Source organism: Pseudomonas sp. GW456-L12 (assembly GCF_059424045.1).
This window is the reverse complement of the sequence record NZ_JBWKZA010000004.1, coordinates 274,020-290,741: the sequence shown is the minus strand read 5'-3', so window position 1 is coordinate 290,741 and position 16,722 is coordinate 274,020. Positions and strand designations below refer to the sequence as shown.

The following is a 16,722-nucleotide window of genomic DNA, read 5'->3' as shown; positions in this document are numbered from 1 at the left end:
CGCCCCCGGTCGAAAGGCCGGGGGCGTTTTTTTTGATCTGTGAAAAAGCTCGGGTCCTGTAGCCGCTGCCGAGCCCGCGAGGCTGCGATCGGCCGCGTAGCGGTCGTAAAACGGTGTATCTGAAACTCTGCGGTGGCCCGTACTGCGGCTGCTTTGCAGCCGTTCGCAGCCTCGGCAGCGGCTACAGGGCGGCAGGGTTACGCGGGGAATGGGGTTGCAGGCGCAGGTCGAGGCTCAGAAGCGTTCCAGGGTCCGGCTGCTGGTGTTGGTCGGGCGCTCCACCGGCTTGGGCTTGTACGCGCAATAGCCTGGGCGCGGGCCGATCTTCGGGTGGTTGCGGCAGGTGTCCGGGCGCTTGTCATAAATGGTGCACAGGCGGCTCTTACGATCCAGATACAGGCAGTCGTTGTTGCTCATGCGCTGCAGGGTGAAGATCTCGGACTTCTGGTTGTAGCGCTCGACGATGCCTTCCTTCTGCAGGCGCTTGGCGATGTTCTTCGCCGGCTCGCCGCGCTCGAATTCGTCGACGATGCCGATGCGGATCAGATCCTTGATCTTGACCTCCACCGGCAGGGTGCAGCAGCTGGACATGCAGGAGCCGCACATGGGCGCGGAATACTTGGCCCAGGTATCGAGTCGGTCGATTTCCGCGGCGGCGATCAGGTTGGACTTCATCAGGCTTGTTTCCAGCGTGTGTATCAGGGCGCGCGATCATACCGGTACTGGTGGATTTTTGAACAACCATTTAACGGAATTTGCGCCAGCCCAAGGGGAGTGCGAGGGTCGGCACGGCATCTGCATCATTTTTGCCAACTGCCGCGGGAGACGCCGCCTTTGCTCGGGCAATCGCACGACGCACCGAACCAGAGTCTTTGGCTCCTGTCAGACCGACTAGGCTCAGACAATTCCATGCTCACTGTCTATCTCGCTCGAGGTCGTATTCATGACTCAGGAACTGCAAGTTCGTGACGCTGAGGTGGCCGCTTTTCGCGACGCCGTCCTGACCAAACTCACCTACGCGGTGGGCAAAGACCCGGACCACGCCTTCGACCATGACTGGTTCGAAGCCATCGCCCTGGCGGCGCGCGATCACATGGTCGAGCACTGGATGGACCATACGCGGCAGATCTACCGCAAAGGCCAGAAACGCGTTTATTACCTGTCCCTGGAATTCCTCATCGGCCGCCTGCTCTACGACAGCCTGAGCAACCTCGGGCTGCTGGACGTGGCGCGCGATGCGCTGAACGAGCTGGGCGTCGATATGGAACGCATCCGCCTGCTGGAGCCGGATGCGGCGCTGGGCAACGGTGGCCTCGGCCGCCTGGCGGCGTGCTTCATGGAAAGCATGTCGACCCTGGGTATCGCCGGCCACGGCTATGGCATCCGTTATGAACACGGTTTGTTCCGCCAGGCCATCGTCGATGGCTGGCAGCAGGAGCAGACCGAGCACTGGCTGGACTTCGGCAACCCCTGGGAGTTCGAGCGCCCCGAAGTGATCTATTCGATCGGCTTCGGCGGCAGCGTCGAGACCGTCACCGACGAGGCTGGCCACGCCCGGCAGGTCTGGTGGCCGGCGGAAACCGTGCGCGCGGTGGCCTACGACACCCCGGTGGTCGGCTGGCGCGGCGCCAGCGTCAACACCTTGCGCCTGTGGCGCGCCCGGGCCATGGAAGACCTGCACCTGGAGCGCTTCAACGCCGGCGACCACCTGGGCGCGGTGGCCGAGGTGGCCCGGGCCGAGAGCATCTCCCGGGTGCTCTACCCGGCGGACAGCACCGAAGCCGGGCAGGAACTGCGCCTGCGGCAGGAGTACTTCTTCGTCTCCGCGTCCCTGCAGGACCTGCTGCGCCGGCACAAGAACATGCACGATTCGGTGCTCAGCCTCGGCGAGCATGCGGCGATCCAGCTCAACGACACGCACCCGTCGATTGCCGTGGCCGAACTGATGCGCCAGCTGGTGGACCTGCACGGCATCGCCTGGGAAGCGGCTTGGCAGATCACCGTCGAGACCCTGGCCTACACCAACCACACGCTGCTGCCCGAAGCCCTGGAAACCTGGCCGGTGGGCCTGATGGAACGCATGCTGCCGCGGCACATGCAGATCATTTACCTGATCAATGCCCAGCACATCGATTCGCTGCGGGCCAAGGGCATCCACGACTTCGACGTGCTGCGCGCGGTGTCGCTGATTGAAGAAGACAACGGCCGCCGGGTGCGCATGGGCAACCTGGCGTTTCTCGGTTCCCACAGTGTCAACGGCGTGTCCGGCCTGCACACCCAACTGATGCGCAGCACGGTGTTTTCCGAGCTGCACAAGCTGTATCCGGAGCGGATCAACAATAAGACCAACGGCATCACCTTCCGCCGCTGGCTGTACCAAGCCAACCCCAAGCTGACGGCGATGCTGGTCGAAGCCGTCGGCCCGGAGCTGCTGGACAACCCCGAGGAGCTGTTGCTCAAGCTCGAACCCTTCGCCGAGAAGCCGGCCTTTCGCAAGCAGTTCGCCGAACAGCGCCTGCACAGCAAGCGCGCGCTGGCGGCGATCATCCATGAACGCCTGGGCATCGCGGTCAATCCGGCGGCGCTGTTCGACGTGCAGGTCAAACGGATCCACGAGTACAAGCGCCAGTTGCTCAACCTGATGCACACGGTGGCGCTGTACCAGGCGATCCGCGCCGAGCCGGAAATCGACTGGGTGCCGCGGGTGAAGATCTTCGCCGGCAAGGCCGCGGCCAGTTACCACCAGGCCAAACTGATCATCAAGCTGAGCAACGACATCGCCCGCACGGTGAACAACGACCCGACCGTGCGCGGCCTGCTCAAGGTGGTGTTCCTGCCCAACTACAACGTCAGCCTGGCCGAAAGCATCATCCCGGCGGCGGACCTGTCGGAGCAGATTTCCACCGCCGGTTTCGAGGCCTCGGGCACCAGCAACATGAAGTTCGGCCTCAATGGCGCGCTGACCATCGGCACCCTGGACGGCGCTAACGTCGAGATGTGCGAGCGGGTCGGCGCCGAGCACATGTTCATCTTCGGCCTCAGCGCCCAGCAGGTGGAGGCACGCAAACGCAATGGCGAGTTCAGCGCGGTGCCGGACATCGCCGCCTCCCATCGTCTCAACGATGTGCTGCAGGCGATTCGTGGCGGGGTATTTTCGCCGGACGATCCGGCCCGTTACACCGGGCTGATCGATTCGCTGGTCGACTATGACCGCTTCCACGTGTGCGCTGATTTCGACTCCTACTGGAATGCCCAGCTGCATGTCGAAGAGCGCTGGCGCGACAGCAATCAATGGTGGCGTTCGGCGGTGCTCAACAGCGCGCGCATGGGCTGGTTCTCTTCGGACCGGACCATTCGCGAGTACGCCACACAGATCTGGAAGGCTCTGGAATAGGCCGCTCGGCGGTCCCCGTAGCGTCTAAAGGGCGCAGGCTATCGCAGCCTGCGCCAACGGCTACAGATCGGATTTCGGGCTACGCTCAGCCCCATGCATGAACTCTCTGTGGCGGATCTCGTCTCATAGGAGGAAATGCACCCCGACTCGCGTTAAACTGCGCGGGTTTTTAGCCCCCCATTCCTCCGGAGCCGTCCATGTCCCGCGTTACCCTGAGTCGCTATTTGATTGAGCAGACCCGCAGCAACAACACTCCTGCCGATCTGCGCTTCCTGATCGAAGTGGTGGCGCGTGCCTGCAAGGAGATCAGCCATGCCGTGTCCAAAGGCGCCCTGGGCGGTGTTCTGGGCAGCATGGGCACTGAAAACGTCCAAGGCGAAGTGCAGAAGAAGCTCGACGTGCTCTCCAACGAGATCCTGCTCGAAGCCAACGAATGGGGCGGCCACCTGGCCGGCATGGCGTCCGAGGAAATGGACAATGCCTACCAGATCCCGGGCAAATACCCGAAAGGCGCGTACCTGCTGGTATTCGACCCGCTGGACGGCTCGTCGAACATCGACATCAACGCCCCGGTCGGCACGATCTTCTCGGTATTGCGTTGCCCGAACGAATACCTGAGCCAGAACGAACCGCTCAATGAAAAGGCCTTCCTGCAGCCAGGCACCCAGCAGGTTGCCGCCGGTTACGCCATCTACGGCCCGCAGACCATGCTGGTGCTGACCCTGGGCGACGGCGTCAAGGGTTTCACCCTGGATCGCGAAATGGGCAGCTTCGTGCTGACCCACGAAGACATCACCATTCCTGAAAGCACCCAGGAATTCGCCATCAACATGTCCAACCAGCGTCACTGGGAAGCGCCGGTGCAGCGTTACGTGAGCGAATTGCTGGCAGGCGAAGAAGGCCCGCTGAACAAGAACTACAACATGCGCTGGGTGGCCGCGATGGTCGCCGACGTGCACCGCATCCTGACCCGCGGTGGCCTGTTCATGTACCCACGCGACAGCCGCGAGCCATCCAAGCCGGGCAAGCTGCGCCTGATGTACGAAGCCAACCCGATGTCGTTCCTGGTGGAACAGGCGGGCGGCGCTTCCACCGACGGTCACCAGCGCATTCTCGACATCCAGCCTGAAGGCCTGCACCAGCGCGTAGCGGTGTTCCTCGGCTCGAAGGAAGAAGTCGCCCGCGTCACCGCCTACCACAAGGAATAACCCATGGCCGCGCCCTGGCAGCCCTTGCTCGACTGGTGGTTCGGTTCGGCCGAGAAACCCGCGGATATCAAGGCTGAAAAGGGCAGGCTGTGGTTTGGCAAGCGCGACAGCCAGGATCTCGAGGCGCGCGAGCGTTTCGGGGATCTGGTGGAACAGGCCTTGGCCGGCGGATTGACCGAGTGGGCGCAACGCCCGCAAGGTTGGCTGGCCCTGGTGCTGCTGCTCGACCAACTGCCGCGCATGCTGTATCGCGAAACCCCCAAGAGCTTTGCCGGCGATCTGCGCGCCCAGGCGCTGGTGGCCCAGGGTATTGCCGCGGATTTCGACCGCCAGTTGGCGCCGATGCAGCGCAGCTTCGTCTACCTGGTGTTCGAGCATTGCGAAAACCTGGCGGTGCAGAACGAAGCGATCTCCAGGTTCGCCGCCTTGCACGACGAGCAGCCGCTGGCCGACCAACCGGTGTTCGCCGATCTGCTGGACTACGCCGAACGGCATCAGAAAATCATCGCCCGCTTCGGGCGCTTCCCCCATCGCAACCAGATTCTCGGGCGTGAATCGACGCCGGAGGAACTGGCATTCCTGCGCGAGCCGGGTTCCAGCTTCTAGTTCTTCTGCGTTCTGTAATCGCTATCGCGGGCAAGCCTCGCTCCTACGGATGCTTGGGTTCTTCTGTAGGAGCGGCCGGTCGACGCTCGATTGCCCGCGATAGGGCTTCAGGACCCATGAATACTTAGCGCCTGGCGCGCAGCAGCCGCTTCATCAGCAAGGTTTGCAGGTCTTGGCGGGTATCGGCGATGACATGGATGTAGACGGTAGCGTCTCGTACTTCATAGATGATTCGATTCATCCCCGAGAGTATCTGTCGGTAGTGGCCGACATGCAGTTGTTCGAGTTCTGCGGGAGTCGCCCCGGCGTAGGGCAGGGTGGCCAGTTGGCGAATGGCTTGTTTCAGGCTGCTGTAGCTGTTGTGCCAGGTAGCGGTGGAGAGCCGCTGGGTGAGGTAGGTACGCAACTCGATGAGGTCGGTTTCCGCCGAATGCAGAAGCACTACCTTGAATGTCACGGTTGGTCGGCCTGGTCCAGTTCGTCGAACACGTCCTGGGCATCGCGGAATTGGCCTTCATCGATCTCACGATTACCGAGGGCGAGGATCTTCAGCAGCGCCATGGTTTCTTCCTGCTGCTCGAAGCTTTTCACATCCATGACCACCAGTTTTGCCTCGCCGTTCTGGGTAATGACCATGGGCTCACGGCTTTCGGTGATGGTTTTGACGATCTCGGCGGTGTGGCTTTTCAGGTAACTGATCGGTTTGATCTGAGAAGAAAGCTTCATGGGAGCATCTCGTCTGGGGAAGCAGGACTGATTTTAGTCTTTATTCAGTCCTATGTGCGCCACGCCAGACGAGTTGAGTGTTGCTGATCGTTAAATCCTGAAGCTACCCACCAACTGCTGCAACCGCGCCGCTTGCTGCTCCAGGTCGGCGCAGGCGCGCAGGGTCGCCTGCAGGTTTTCCACGCCTTCCTGGTTGAGGGTGTTGATCTCGGTGATGTCGACGTTGATCGACTCCACCACGGCGGTCTGCTCCTCGGTGGCGGTGGCCACGGACTGGTTCATGCCGTCGATCTCGCCGATGCGCTGGGTCACGCTGCCCAGGCGCTGGCCGGCCTGGTTGGCGATGCCGACGCTGCTTGCGCTCTCGCGCTGGCTTTCGGTCATGGTGTCCACCGCCTGGCGGGCGCCGACCTGCAGTTCCTCGATCATCTTCTGCACTTGCTGCGCCGAGTCCTGGGTGCGGTGGGCGAGGTTGCGCACCTCATCGGCGACCACCGCGAAACCACGGCCGGCCTCACCGGCGCGGGCGGCTTCGATGGCGGCGTTGAGGGCCAGCAGGTTGGTCTGCTGGGAGATGCTGGTGATGACTTCGAGGATCTGCCCGATGTTCACCGTGTTGCTGTTCAGGGTTTCGATATGGCCGCAGGAGTCGCTGATCTTCGCCGACAGCTGCTGCATGGCGGCGATGGTCTGGTCGACCACGGCCTGGCCTTCGCCAGCCAGGTTGCGCGCATCGCTGGAGTGCTGCGATGCCAGGGCGGCGTTCTGGGCGATTTCCTGGGCGGCGGCGCCGAGCTGGTTGATGGCCGCGGCAACGCTGCTGGTGCGCGAGGCCTGTTGGCCGGAGTTGAACATCGACGAGTTCGAGGCACTGACCACCCGCAGGGCGACTTCGTTGACCTGGCCGGTGGCCGAGGCGACTTCGCGGATCGAACCGTGAACCCGTTCGACGAAACGGTTGAACGACACGCCCAGGGTGCCGAACTCGTCGTGGCCATGGATGATCAGGCGCTTGGTCAGGTCGCCTTCGCCCTCGGCGATGTCGTGCATGGCGCGGCCCATCAGGTGCAGCGGCTGCATCAGCACGCGGATCAGCATGCCCAGCAGGCTGATGATGATTACTACGGCAATCAGCATGGCGATGATCGCCGAGGTGCGGAACTCGCTGAGCATCGAGAACGCGGTGTCCTTGTCCAGCACCAGTGCCACGTACCAGTCCGCCGCCGGCACGCCGTTGACGCGGGTGAAGGAGATGAGCTGGGTCTGGCCATCCAGCTCGACTTCCTTCAGGCCCGGGCCGACCTGCGGGGCGCCATTGGGGTAGGCGTCGCTGAGGTTCTTGAGCACCAGCTTGCTGTCCGGGTGGATCAGGATCTTGCCGCCGGCACTGACGATGAACGCCTGGCCATGGCCGCCGAAATTCAGCGAGTTGATGATGGCGCTGACATTGGACAGGTCGATATCGGCCCCAGCGACGCCGATGAAGCTGCCCTGGTGCTGGACCGGGGTGGCGACGGTGATCACCAGCTTGCCGGAAGAGGCGGCGATGTAGGGTTCGGTGACGATGGTCTGCTGGGCCGAGTTGGCCGCCTTGTACCAGCCACGGGCACGCGGGTCGTAGTCGGGCGCGCGGTTGCCCGCCGGGACCGAGAACATCGCGCCGTCCTGGCCGCCGAAGTAGCTGAGCTGGAAGTTGCTGGCATAGGCGGGGAGGCCGACGCTGCGTTTCAGGCCGTCGGCGCCGCTGCCGTCCACGGCGATCTGCTGGGCCAGGGTGTGCAGCAACTGGATGCGGCTTTCCAGCCAGGTCTGGATGTTGCTGCTGGTCAGGCTGCCGAGTTCCTGCATGGAGGACTCGTTGCTGCTGCGCAGGGCCTCGCGCTGTCGATAGTCGTTGAACAGGATAAAACAGGCGAACGCAACGGCGACCACAAGAGCGGCGGCAAGCAGGATCTTATGGCTGAATTTCATGTTTCTGGTCATTAGGTGAACTACCGCGAAAGGGTGGTCAGCGAGGGGGCGTCAATTTGCCATAACGGCAGCTTTTGCGCTGCTTTTATGTCGACTGGCCATCATGAAAAATGAGGCACGCCGACGTCTGCCCGACGAAATGCGTTTTGCCCCCGCAAAGTGGTTGATTCCGGAGGAAATGTTGGGCGCTGCGTCACAATAAATAGGCGTCTGGCTGGGGAACCAGATGGGGCTTTTCTCTTCTAAGCTTCTGGTTGGCAGCATGCCATCCCCCCGTTCGCCCAGGAGTTTCACCATGTCCCTGCGTTCTCTCGCTCTGTTGTCGTTCTGCGTGCTGTTGGCTGCATGCGGCAAGATCAATCAGGAAAACTATTCCAAGCTGTCGGCCGGCATGCCCAAGGCCGAAGTTGAAAAACTGCTGGGCAAACCAACTGATTGTTCCGGCGCGCTGGGCATGTCCAGCTGCACCTGGGGTGACAAGAACAGCTTTATCAGCGTGCAGTACGCCGGTGACAAAGTGCTGATGTTTTCCGGGCAAGGCCTGAAGTAAAAAAACCGGGGCCACGTGCCCACGGGAGAAAAATAATGATGCGTTTGCTAGTCACTCTTCTGGCCGGCCTGTTGTTGGCCGGCTGCGCCACTTCCCGGGACGATTCACTGGCGCCCAAGACCGCGAATCACGTCGATCTCAAGCGTTACCAAGGGACCTGGTACGAGCTGGCGCGTTTGCCGATGTATTTCCAACGTAACTGCGCGCAATCCGAAGCCCGCTACACCTTGCTGCCCGAAGGCAATATGGCGGTGCTCAACCGCTGCCTGACCGCCAACTGGCAATGGGAAGAGGTGCGGGGCACGGCAACGCCGCAGGCGCCGGACAAAACCGACAAGCTGTGGGTCGAATTCGATACCTGGTTTTCCCGGTTGATACCGGGCCTGGCCAAGGGCGACTACTGGGTGCTGTATGTGAGCGACGACTACAAGACCGCCATTGTCGGCAACCCGGATCGTCGATACCTGTGGCTGTTGTCGCGCCGGCCGAATGTCAGCGAGGCGGTTCGCGAGGACCTACTGAGCAGGGCGCGCCAGCAGGGTTATGACACCACCCGCCTGATCTGGCGAGTGTCGGACAAGGCGATGGCCAAGACCTCGAAGTGAATCCATGCGGGAGCCAGCATGCTGGCTCCCGCGGTGACGGGCTTCAGCCGAGCAGGTCGCGCAGCACCTGGGTAAAGGCCCGATTACTTTCTTCTTCGCCTGCGTGACGGCCGTCGCGCACTACCCATTGACCGTTGACCAGCACATCGCGCACCTGGCGATCGCCGCCGGCGAACAGCCAGCGGTTGAGAATGCCGTCGCCCTCGGCGGTGGCCAGGTAAGGATCGCTGCCGTCGAGCACCAGCCAGTCGGCACGCTTGCCCACTTCCAGGGCGCCGATCGGCTGCCCCAGGGCCTGGGCGCCGCCGTCCAGCGCGGCGTCGTACAGGGTCCGGCCAACCATCGGCTGGTCGTTGCGATACAGGCGGTTGCGGCGTTGATCGCGCAGGCGCTGGCCGTATTCCGCCCAGCGCAATTCTTCCACCACACTCAGCGACACATGGCTGTCGGAACCGATGCCCATGCGGCCGCCCTGGGCGAGGAAATCCACCGCTGGGAAAATCCCGTCGCCGAGATTGGCTTCGGTGGTCAGGCACAGGCCGGCAATCGCTCGGCTTTGCGCCATGAGGCTGACTTCTTCGGCATTCGCGTGGGTGGCATGGACCAGGCACCAGCGCTGATCGACCGCGGTGTTTTCATACAGCCATTGCAGCGGCCGGCGCCCGCTCCAGGTCAGGCAGTCATCGACTTCTTTCTGCTGTTCGGCAATGTGGATATGCACCGGGCACTGTTTGTCGCTGGCGGCCAGCACCTCGCTGATCTGCTGCGGGGTGACCGCGCGCAACGAGTGGAAGCACAGCCCCAGCTGCTGGGCCGGTTGCCGGGCCAGCAGCGGTTGCAGGCGGCTTTGCAGCTTGAGGTAGTTTTCCGTGCTGTTGATGAAGCGGCGCTGGCCTTCGTTGGGCGCCTGGCCGCCGAAACCGGAGTGGCTGTACAGCACTGGCAGCAGGGTCAGGCCGATGCCGGCGGCGCTGGCGGCCTGGCTGATGCGCAGGGACAGTTCGGCCGGGTCGGCGTAGGGCTGGCCGTTGGTGTCGTGATGCACATAGTGGAATTCGGCGACCGAGGTGTAACCGGCCTTGAGCATTTCGATGTACAGCTGACGGGCGATGACGCCCAGCTGGTCCGGGCTGATCTTGCCCACCAGGCGATACATCAGGTCACGCCAGGTCCAGAAACTGTCGTTGGGGTTGCCGGCCACTTCCGCCAGCCCGGCCATCGCCCGCTGGAACGCATGGGAGTGCAGGTTGGGCATGCCCGGCAGCAGCGGGCCTTGTAGCCGCTCGGCGCCTTCTGCGCTGGCATCGGCCTGGATGTGGGTCAACAGGCCGTCGGCGCTGACCTCGAGACGTACGTTGTTGGCCCATCCGTTAGGCAGCAGTGCGCGTTCGGCAAAGAAGGCGGACATGGTTCAAGCACCCCGTCGTGTGTTATTTGTATATACATATACAGACGTTTGCCTGCTCGGTAAACTCCGGCAAGCTAGCCTCTTTCTTCAGCCAACAAGGATTTCCCGTGCCGACTCCGCCCGCCAACTCCCCGCTGGCCGCCCATCTGGGCGATAGTCCGGCGCCCCTGTACGCCCGCGTCAAGCAGATGATCACCCAGCAGATCGAGAGTGGAAACTGGCCGCCGCACTACCGCGTGCCCTCGGAAAGCGAGCTGGTCAGCCAGCTGGGTTTCAGCCGCATGACCATCAACCGCGCCCTGCGCGAGATGACCGCCGAAGGCCTGCTGGTGCGCATGCAGGGCGTGGGGACTTTCGTCGCCGAGCCGAAAAGCCAGTCGGCGCTGTTCGAGGTGCACAACATTGCCGACGAGATCGCCTCGCGCGGTCATCGCCACACGTGCAAAGTCATTACCCTGGGTGAAGAGGCGGCCGGTTCCGAGCGCGCCGTGGCCCTGGAAATGCGCGAAGGGCAGAGGGTCTTCCACTCGCTGATCGTGCATTTCGAAAACGATATCCCGGTGCAGATAGAGGACCGTTTCGTCAACGCGCTGGTGGCGCCGGATTACCTCAAGCAGGACTTCACCCTGCAGACCCCCTACGCCTACCTGAATCAGGTTGCGCCGCTGACCGAGGGCGAGCACGTGGTCGAGGCGATTCTGGCCGAGCCGGAAGAATGCAAGTTGCTGCAGATCGAGCGCGGCGAGCCGTGCCTGCTGATTCGCCGCCGGACCTGGTCCGGCCGCCAGCCGGTGACCGCCGCGCGCCTGATCCACCCGGGTTCTCGTCACAGCCTGGAAGGGCGGTTTCATAAGTAAGGGGCATCAATGACTCAGTTGAACGTTTTGCGCGCGGCCAACTACCCGCGCATGCCATGGAAGAACGGTGGCGGCAGTACCGAAGAGATCACCCGGGACGCCGGCGTCGGCCTGGAAGGTTTCGGCTGGCGGCTGTCGATCGCCGATATCGGCGAGTCCGGCGGCTTCTCCAGCTTCGCCGGCTACCAGCGGATCATTACCGTGCTGCAAGGCGCGGGCATGACCCTGACGGTGGACGGCGAGGACACCCGGGCACTGTTACCGCTGGACCCCTTTGCCTTCAGTGGCGCCAGCCAGGTCGCGTGCACCCTGATCGACGGGCCGATTCGCGACTTCAACCTGATCTACGCGCCGGACCGCTACAGCGCTCGCCTGCAATGGCTGTCGGGTGGCCAGCGCTTCTTCACCCAGGCCGGCACGGTGCTGGTATTCAGCGTGGCCGAGGAAATGCGCACCGACCTGGGTGGCGGTGTCGCCGCCTTGCTTGAGCGCCATGACTGCCTGCAACTGCTCGGTAACCCCGGCTTGCGGGAAGTCAGCGTCAGCGGCGCTTGCTGCGTGATCGAGCTGACAGCTATCTGACCTGTAGCCGCTGCCGCAGGCTGCGATAGGCCGGGGTCGCGCTCGACTCGAAGAGCCTCCGGGGCCTGCAAGAGCGTCTCCTTCGGAGCCGATCGCAGCCTTCGGCAGCGGCTACACAAGGCTTGTTTCTCTTCCTTCCTGATGTTGTTTCCCTCGCGCACCAATTTGTTACCGAACGCCCCAGCGTGGCGCAAAGCCCTGGCGAAGTAACAGCTCTCACTCCTCTCGTCATATCCCCCGCGAAAAAATAATCGACGCTGAAACCCTTGATCCAAGGGCCTCTCCAGCATTTCCAGAGATTTTCTTGAAGGCTCATTCAACGAGTTGGCCGATCGATTGCATATGCTTGTATGTACAAGTAAAGACGTATGCGTATGAGTCACTGAAGACTCTTCGCAGCGTCCCCTGATTCGCTTGCTGCGCAGCGCCCTGCGCGCAGGCACGCTCGCCCACTGCCTGGGTTGGTTTGGATTGATCGCTGAGGAGTTTTTTCGTGACTGAGAATAAACCTACGAAATACCGGAACGTCGAAATTCGCGCTGCCCGCGGCAACAAGCTGACCGCCAAGAGCTGGCTGACGGAAGCGCCGCTGCGCATGCTGATGAACAACCTCGACCCGGAAGTCGCCGAGAACCCGAAAGAACTGGTGGTCTACGGTGGCATCGGCCGCGCTGCGCGCAACTGGGAGTGCTACGACAAGATCGTCGAGAGCCTGACCAACCTGAATGACGATGAGACCCTGCTGGTGCAATCCGGCAAGCCGGTCGGCGTGTTCAAGACTCACAGCAACGCCCCGCGCGTGCTGATCGCCAACTCCAACCTGGTGCCGCACTGGGCCACCTGGGAACACTTCAACGAGCTGGATGCCAAGGGCCTGGCCATGTATGGCCAGATGACCGCCGGCAGCTGGATCTACATCGGCAGCCAGGGCATCGTCCAGGGCACCTATGAAACCTTCGTCGAAGCCGGTCGCCAGCACTACAACGATGACCTCAAGGGCCGCTGGGTCCTGACTGCCGGCCTCGGCGGCATGGGCGGCGCCCAGCCTCTGGCCGCGACACTGGCAGGTGCCTGCTCGCTGAATATCGAATGCCAGCAGACCAGCATCGATTTCCGCTTGAAGACCCGCTATGTCGACGAGCAGGCCAAAGACCTGGACGACGCCCTGGCGCGTATCGCCAAGTACACCGCCGAAGGCAAGGCGATCTCCATCGCCCTGTGCGGCAACGCGGCTGAAATCCTTCCGGAAATGGTCCGTCGCGGCGTGCGTCCGGACATGGTCACCGACCAGACCAGCGCCCACGACCCGCTCAACGGCTACCTGCCGGCCGGCTGGACCTGGGAGCAGTACCGCGAGCGCGCCAAGACCGAGCCTGCCGCGGTGGTCAAGGCGGCCAAACAATCGATGGCCGTGCACGTCAAGGCCATGCTCGACTTCCAGAAGCAGGGCATCCCGACCTTCGACTACGGCAACAACATCCGTCAGATGGCCCAGGAAGAAGGCGTCGAGAACGCCTTCGACTTCCCAGGCTTCGTACCGGCCTATATCCGTCCGCTGTTCTGCCGCGGCATCGGTCCGTTCCGCTGGGCCGCGCTGTCGGGCGACCCGCAGGACATCTACAAGACCGACGCCAAGGTCAAGGAACTGATCCCGGACGACGCGCACCTGCACAACTGGCTGGACATGGCGCGCGAGCGCATCAGCTTCCAGGGCCTGCCGGCGCGTATCTGCTGGGTTGGCCTGGGCCTGCGCGCCAAGCTCGGCCTGGCGTTCAACGAAATGGTGCGCAGCGGCGAGCTGTCGGCGCCGATCGTCATCGGTCGCGACCACCTGGACTCCGGCTCGGTATCCAGCCCGAACCGCGAAACCGAATCGATGCAGGACGGTTCCGACGCCGTGTCCGACTGGCCGCTGCTCAACGCCCTGCTGAACACCGCCAGTGGTGCGACCTGGGTTTCCCTGCACCACGGCGGCGGCGTCGGCATGGGCTTCTCCCAGCACTCCGGGATGGTGATCGTCTGCGACGGTACCGACGAAGCGGCCGAGCGTATCGCCCGTGTGCTGCATAACGACCCGGGTACCGGTGTCATGCGCCACGCCGATGCCGGTTACCAGATCGCCATCGACTGCGCGAAGGAACAGGGTCTGAACCTGCCGATGATCACTGGCAAGTAAGCTCCCGGCGGATTGCCGCCAGGATTAGGGAAGAAGCCGTCGCACGCTGCAGTGCGGCGGCTCGGTCCATGTAGCAGTGCTTTGACATGACAAGAATCTCCCGGGAGAACGATAACGATGTCCACGGCCAGCGATAGCTCCAAACCCCTGATCGAACGGCGCTCGATCAACTACATCCCCGAGGCTGAACGCCACGGCAAGCTCTACAGCCAGTTCACCCTGTGGTTGGGGGCTAACCTGCAGATCACCGCCATTGTCACTGGTGCTCTGGCGGTGGTGCTGGGCGGTGATGTGTTCTGGTCGCTGATCGGCTTGCTCATCGGGCAACTGCTGGGCGGCGGTGTGATGGCGTTGCACGCGGCGCAAGGGCCCAAGCTCGGCCTGCCGCAGATGATCTCCAGCCGGGTTCAGTTCGGCGTCTATGGCGCGGCCATTCCGATCGTCCTGGTCTGCCTGATGTACCTGGGCTTCACCGCCACCGGCACGGTGCTTTCCGGCCAGGCGCTGGGCCAGCTGTTCGGCGTCAGCGACAGTGTCGGCATCCTGATCTTCGCCAGCGTCATCGTGCTGGTCACGGTGCTCGGCTACCGGGTGATCCATTTCATCGGGCGTGCCGCCAGCGTCATTGGCGTGATCGCCTTCGTTTATCTGTTCAGTCGCCTGATGAGCCAGACCGACGTTGGCGCACTCCTGGAAATCCGCCACTTCAGCTGGAGCAGCTTCCTGCTCGCGGTGTCGCTCGCCGCGTCCTGGCAGATCGCCTTCGGCCCCTACGTGGCCGACTATTCGCGCTACCTGCCGAGCAAGACCTCCTCGGTGAAAACCTTCCTCGCCGCTGGCGCGGGTTCGGTGATCGGCGCACAGGTGGCGATGATGCTCGGCGTGTTCGCCGCGGCCATGGCCGACGGGCAGTTCGCCGGCCACGAAGTGGCCTACATCGTCGGCCTGGGCGGCAGCGGTGCCACTGCGGCGCTGCTGTACTTCAGCATCGCCTTCGGCAAGATCACCATCTCGACGCTGAACTCCTACGGCAGCTTCATGTGCATCGCCACCATCATCAGTGGCTTTCGTGGCCACCTGGAAGTGACGCGCTTGCAACGCCTGGTGTTCGTGCTGGTCATCGTCGGTACCGCGACCCTGATCGCCTTGCTCGGCCAGCACTCGTTCCTCGGTGCGTTCAAGTCTTTCATCCTCTTCCTGCTGGCCTTCTTCACCCCGTGGAGCGCGGTCAACCTGGTGGACTACTACTGCATCACCCGCGAGCACTATGACGTGCCGGCGCTGGCCGATCCGAACGGTCGCTATGGCCGCTGGAACATCCTCGGTATCAGCGTCTATGTGATCGGTGTGCTGGTGCAGCTGCCGTTCATCGCCACCAAGTTCTACACCGGCCCGCTGGTGGAAACCCTGGGTGGCGTGGATATCTCCTGGATCGTCGGCCTGGTGGTTCCCGCGGCGCTGTATTACGTCTGCGCGAAGAAATGGCATGGCGCTGTACCCGATCGCCTGATCCTGCCGGTAGAGCAGGACTCGATCACAGAACAAAAGCTGAGTGGGGCAGGCCGCGCTACCGCGGTCTAGACCTGATTGGACGTGGACGGGCTGGATGCCTCTTGACTGCCGTAATCCATTTCAATGATTGGGAGCGTCACACAATGAAAATGCATAAGACCCTGCTGACCACTTTGCTTTCCATGGGCCTGCTGGCCAGCGCCGGCGCTACCCAGGCGGCCGGCTGGTGCGAGTCCGGCAAACCGGTGAAATTCGCCGGCCTGAACTGGGAAAGCGGCATGTTGCTGACCGACGTGCTGCAAGTGGTCCTGGAAAAAGGCTACGGCTGCAAGACCGACAGCCTGCCAGGCAACTCCATCACCATGGAAAACGCCCTGAGCAGCAATGACATCCAGGTTTTCGCCGAGGAATGGGTCGGTCGCAGCGAGGTCTGGAACAAGGCCGAGAAGGCCGGCAAGGTGGTCGGCGTCGGCGCCCCGGTGGTGGGCGCCATCGAAGGCTGGTACGTGCCGCGCTACGTGATCGAAGGCGATGCCAAGCGCAAGCTGGAAGCCAAGGCCCCGGACCTGAAGAACATCGCCGACCTGGGCAAGTACGCCAGCGTATTCAAGGACCCGGAGGAGCCGAGCAAAGGCCGTTTCTATAACTGCCCGGCCGGCTGGACCTGCGAGCTGGACAACAGCGAGATGCTGAAAAGCTACGGCCTGGAAAGCAGCTACACCAACTTCCGTCCAGGCACCGGCCCGGCGCTGGATGCCGCGGTGCTGTCGAGCTACAAGCGTGGCGAACCGATCCTGTTCTACTACTGGTCGCCAACCCCGCTGATGGGCCAGGTCGACCTGGTGAAGCTGGAAGAAAAGCCGGGCGTGGACAAGAGCGTGACCATCAAGGTCGGCCTGTCCAAGACCTTCCACGAGGAAGCGCCCGAGCTGGTGGCCGTGCTGGAAAAGGTCAACCTGCCGATCGACCTGCTCAACCAGAACCTGGGTCGCATGGCGAAGGAACGTATCGAATCGCCGAAGCTGGCGAAAATTTTCCTCAAGGAACATCCTGAAGTCTGGCACGCATGGGTGAGCGACGACGCAGCCAAGAAAATCGACGCGGCCTTGTAGGTAGAGCCTTCCCGG

Annotated in this window: 15 protein-coding genes; 10 read left to right on the top strand and 5 right to left on the bottom strand. The window is 62.8% G+C overall.

Translation table 11 applies throughout. The features are described 5' to 3' along the window. Nucleotides 1-234: 234 nt before the first annotated feature. Nucleotides 235-678 carry a YkgJ family cysteine cluster protein gene (locus AC07Y9_RS07550; protein ID WP_023970087.1) on the bottom strand — a complete coding sequence of 148 codons (444 nt, stop codon included), beginning with the start codon at nucleotides 676-678 and terminating at the stop codon, nucleotides 235-237. Between the two features lie 265 nt (nucleotides 679-943). Between AC07Y9_RS07550 and AC07Y9_RS07545 the strand changes: the two genes are divergently transcribed. From AC07Y9_RS07545 to AC07Y9_RS07535, 3 genes are all read left to right on the top strand, one after another. After that, nucleotides 944-3,394, top strand: a complete 2,451-nt coding sequence (locus AC07Y9_RS07545) for a glycogen/starch/alpha-glucan phosphorylase (protein WP_102680673.1) — start codon at nucleotides 944-946, stop codon at nucleotides 3,392-3,394. Nucleotides 3,395-3,591: 197 nt separating this feature from the next. Continuing rightward, nucleotides 3,592-4,602 carry a class 1 fructose-bisphosphatase gene (locus tag AC07Y9_RS07540; RefSeq protein ID WP_007925933.1) on the top strand — a complete coding sequence of 337 codons (1,011 nt, stop codon included), beginning with the start codon at nucleotides 3,592-3,594 and terminating at the stop codon, nucleotides 4,600-4,602. Nucleotides 4,603-4,605: 3 nt separating this feature from the next. After that, nucleotides 4,606-5,208, top strand: coding sequence for a DUF924 family protein (locus AC07Y9_RS07535; RefSeq protein WP_053259326.1), 603 nt, complete (start codon nucleotides 4,606-4,608; stop codon nucleotides 5,206-5,208). A 124-nt stretch (nucleotides 5,209-5,332) separates the two neighbouring features. Here AC07Y9_RS07535 and AC07Y9_RS07530 read toward each other — a convergent pair whose 3' ends face one another. The 3 genes from AC07Y9_RS07530 to AC07Y9_RS07520 form a co-directional block, all read right to left on the bottom strand. After that, the gene (locus tag AC07Y9_RS07530; RefSeq protein WP_102680672.1) at nucleotides 5,333-5,665 is read right to left on the bottom strand and encodes a type II toxin-antitoxin system RelE/ParE family toxin; all 333 of its coding nucleotides are present in this window, start codon (nucleotides 5,663-5,665) and stop codon (nucleotides 5,333-5,335) included. Beyond that, nucleotides 5,662-5,934 carry a type II toxin-antitoxin system Phd/YefM family antitoxin gene (locus tag AC07Y9_RS07525; RefSeq protein WP_007925927.1) on the bottom strand — a complete coding sequence of 91 codons (273 nt, stop codon included), beginning with the start codon at nucleotides 5,932-5,934 and terminating at the stop codon, nucleotides 5,662-5,664. The genes AC07Y9_RS07530 and AC07Y9_RS07525 overlap by 4 nt, the downstream gene beginning before the upstream one ends. A 90-nt stretch (nucleotides 5,935-6,024) precedes the next feature. Next, nucleotides 6,025-7,917: a methyl-accepting chemotaxis protein gene (locus AC07Y9_RS07520; RefSeq protein ID WP_207240225.1), complete on the bottom strand. Its 1,893-nt coding sequence runs from the start codon at nucleotides 7,915-7,917 to the stop codon at nucleotides 6,025-6,027. 283 nt (nucleotides 7,918-8,200) lie between these two features. On the opposite strand from AC07Y9_RS07520, the gene AC07Y9_RS07515 reads away from it, so the two are divergent. Next, a complete protein-coding gene (locus tag AC07Y9_RS07515; RefSeq protein ID WP_007925924.1) occupies nucleotides 8,201-8,455 on the top strand; it encodes a hypothetical protein in 255 nt (84 codons plus the stop codon). 35 nt (nucleotides 8,456-8,490) lie between these two features. After that, nucleotides 8,491-9,060 (top strand): lipocalin family protein, encoded by a 570-nt coding sequence (locus AC07Y9_RS07510; RefSeq protein WP_007925922.1) that lies wholly within the window; start codon nucleotides 8,491-8,493, stop codon nucleotides 9,058-9,060. Between the two features lie 43 nt (nucleotides 9,061-9,103). On the opposite strand, the gene AC07Y9_RS07505 is transcribed toward AC07Y9_RS07510, so the two are convergent. Continuing rightward, a complete protein-coding gene (locus tag AC07Y9_RS07505; protein ID WP_087089734.1) occupies nucleotides 9,104-10,468 on the bottom strand; it encodes a formimidoylglutamate deiminase in 1,365 nt (454 codons plus the stop codon). Between the two features lie 188 nt (nucleotides 10,469-10,656). Here AC07Y9_RS07505 and hutC point away from each other — a divergent pair, with 188 nt between their 5' ends. From hutC to AC07Y9_RS07480, 5 genes are all read left to right on the top strand, one after another. After that, nucleotides 10,657-11,325 carry a histidine utilization transcriptional repressor HutC gene (hutC, locus tag AC07Y9_RS07500; RefSeq protein ID WP_238437480.1) on the top strand — a complete coding sequence of 223 codons (669 nt, stop codon included), beginning with the start codon at nucleotides 10,657-10,659 and terminating at the stop codon, nucleotides 11,323-11,325. A gap of 9 nt (nucleotides 11,326-11,334) precedes the next feature. Next, nucleotides 11,335-11,907, top strand: coding sequence for a HutD/Ves family protein (locus AC07Y9_RS07495; protein WP_102678386.1), 573 nt, complete (start codon nucleotides 11,335-11,337; stop codon nucleotides 11,905-11,907). Nucleotides 11,908-12,400: 493 nt separating this feature from the next. Beyond that, nucleotides 12,401-14,083, top strand: a complete 1,683-nt coding sequence (hutU, locus tag AC07Y9_RS07490; RefSeq protein ID WP_007925917.1) for a urocanate hydratase — start codon at nucleotides 12,401-12,403, stop codon at nucleotides 14,081-14,083. Nucleotides 14,084-14,200: 117 nt separating this feature from the next. Further along, nucleotides 14,201-15,664, top strand: coding sequence for a purine-cytosine permease family protein (locus AC07Y9_RS07485; protein WP_092418990.1), 1,464 nt, complete (start codon nucleotides 14,201-14,203; stop codon nucleotides 15,662-15,664). Nucleotides 15,665-15,738: 74 nt separating this feature from the next. Continuing rightward, a complete protein-coding gene (locus AC07Y9_RS07480; protein ID WP_102678385.1) occupies nucleotides 15,739-16,707 on the top strand; it encodes an ABC transporter substrate-binding protein in 969 nt (322 codons plus the stop codon). Nucleotides 16,708-16,722: the final 15 nt, after the last annotated feature.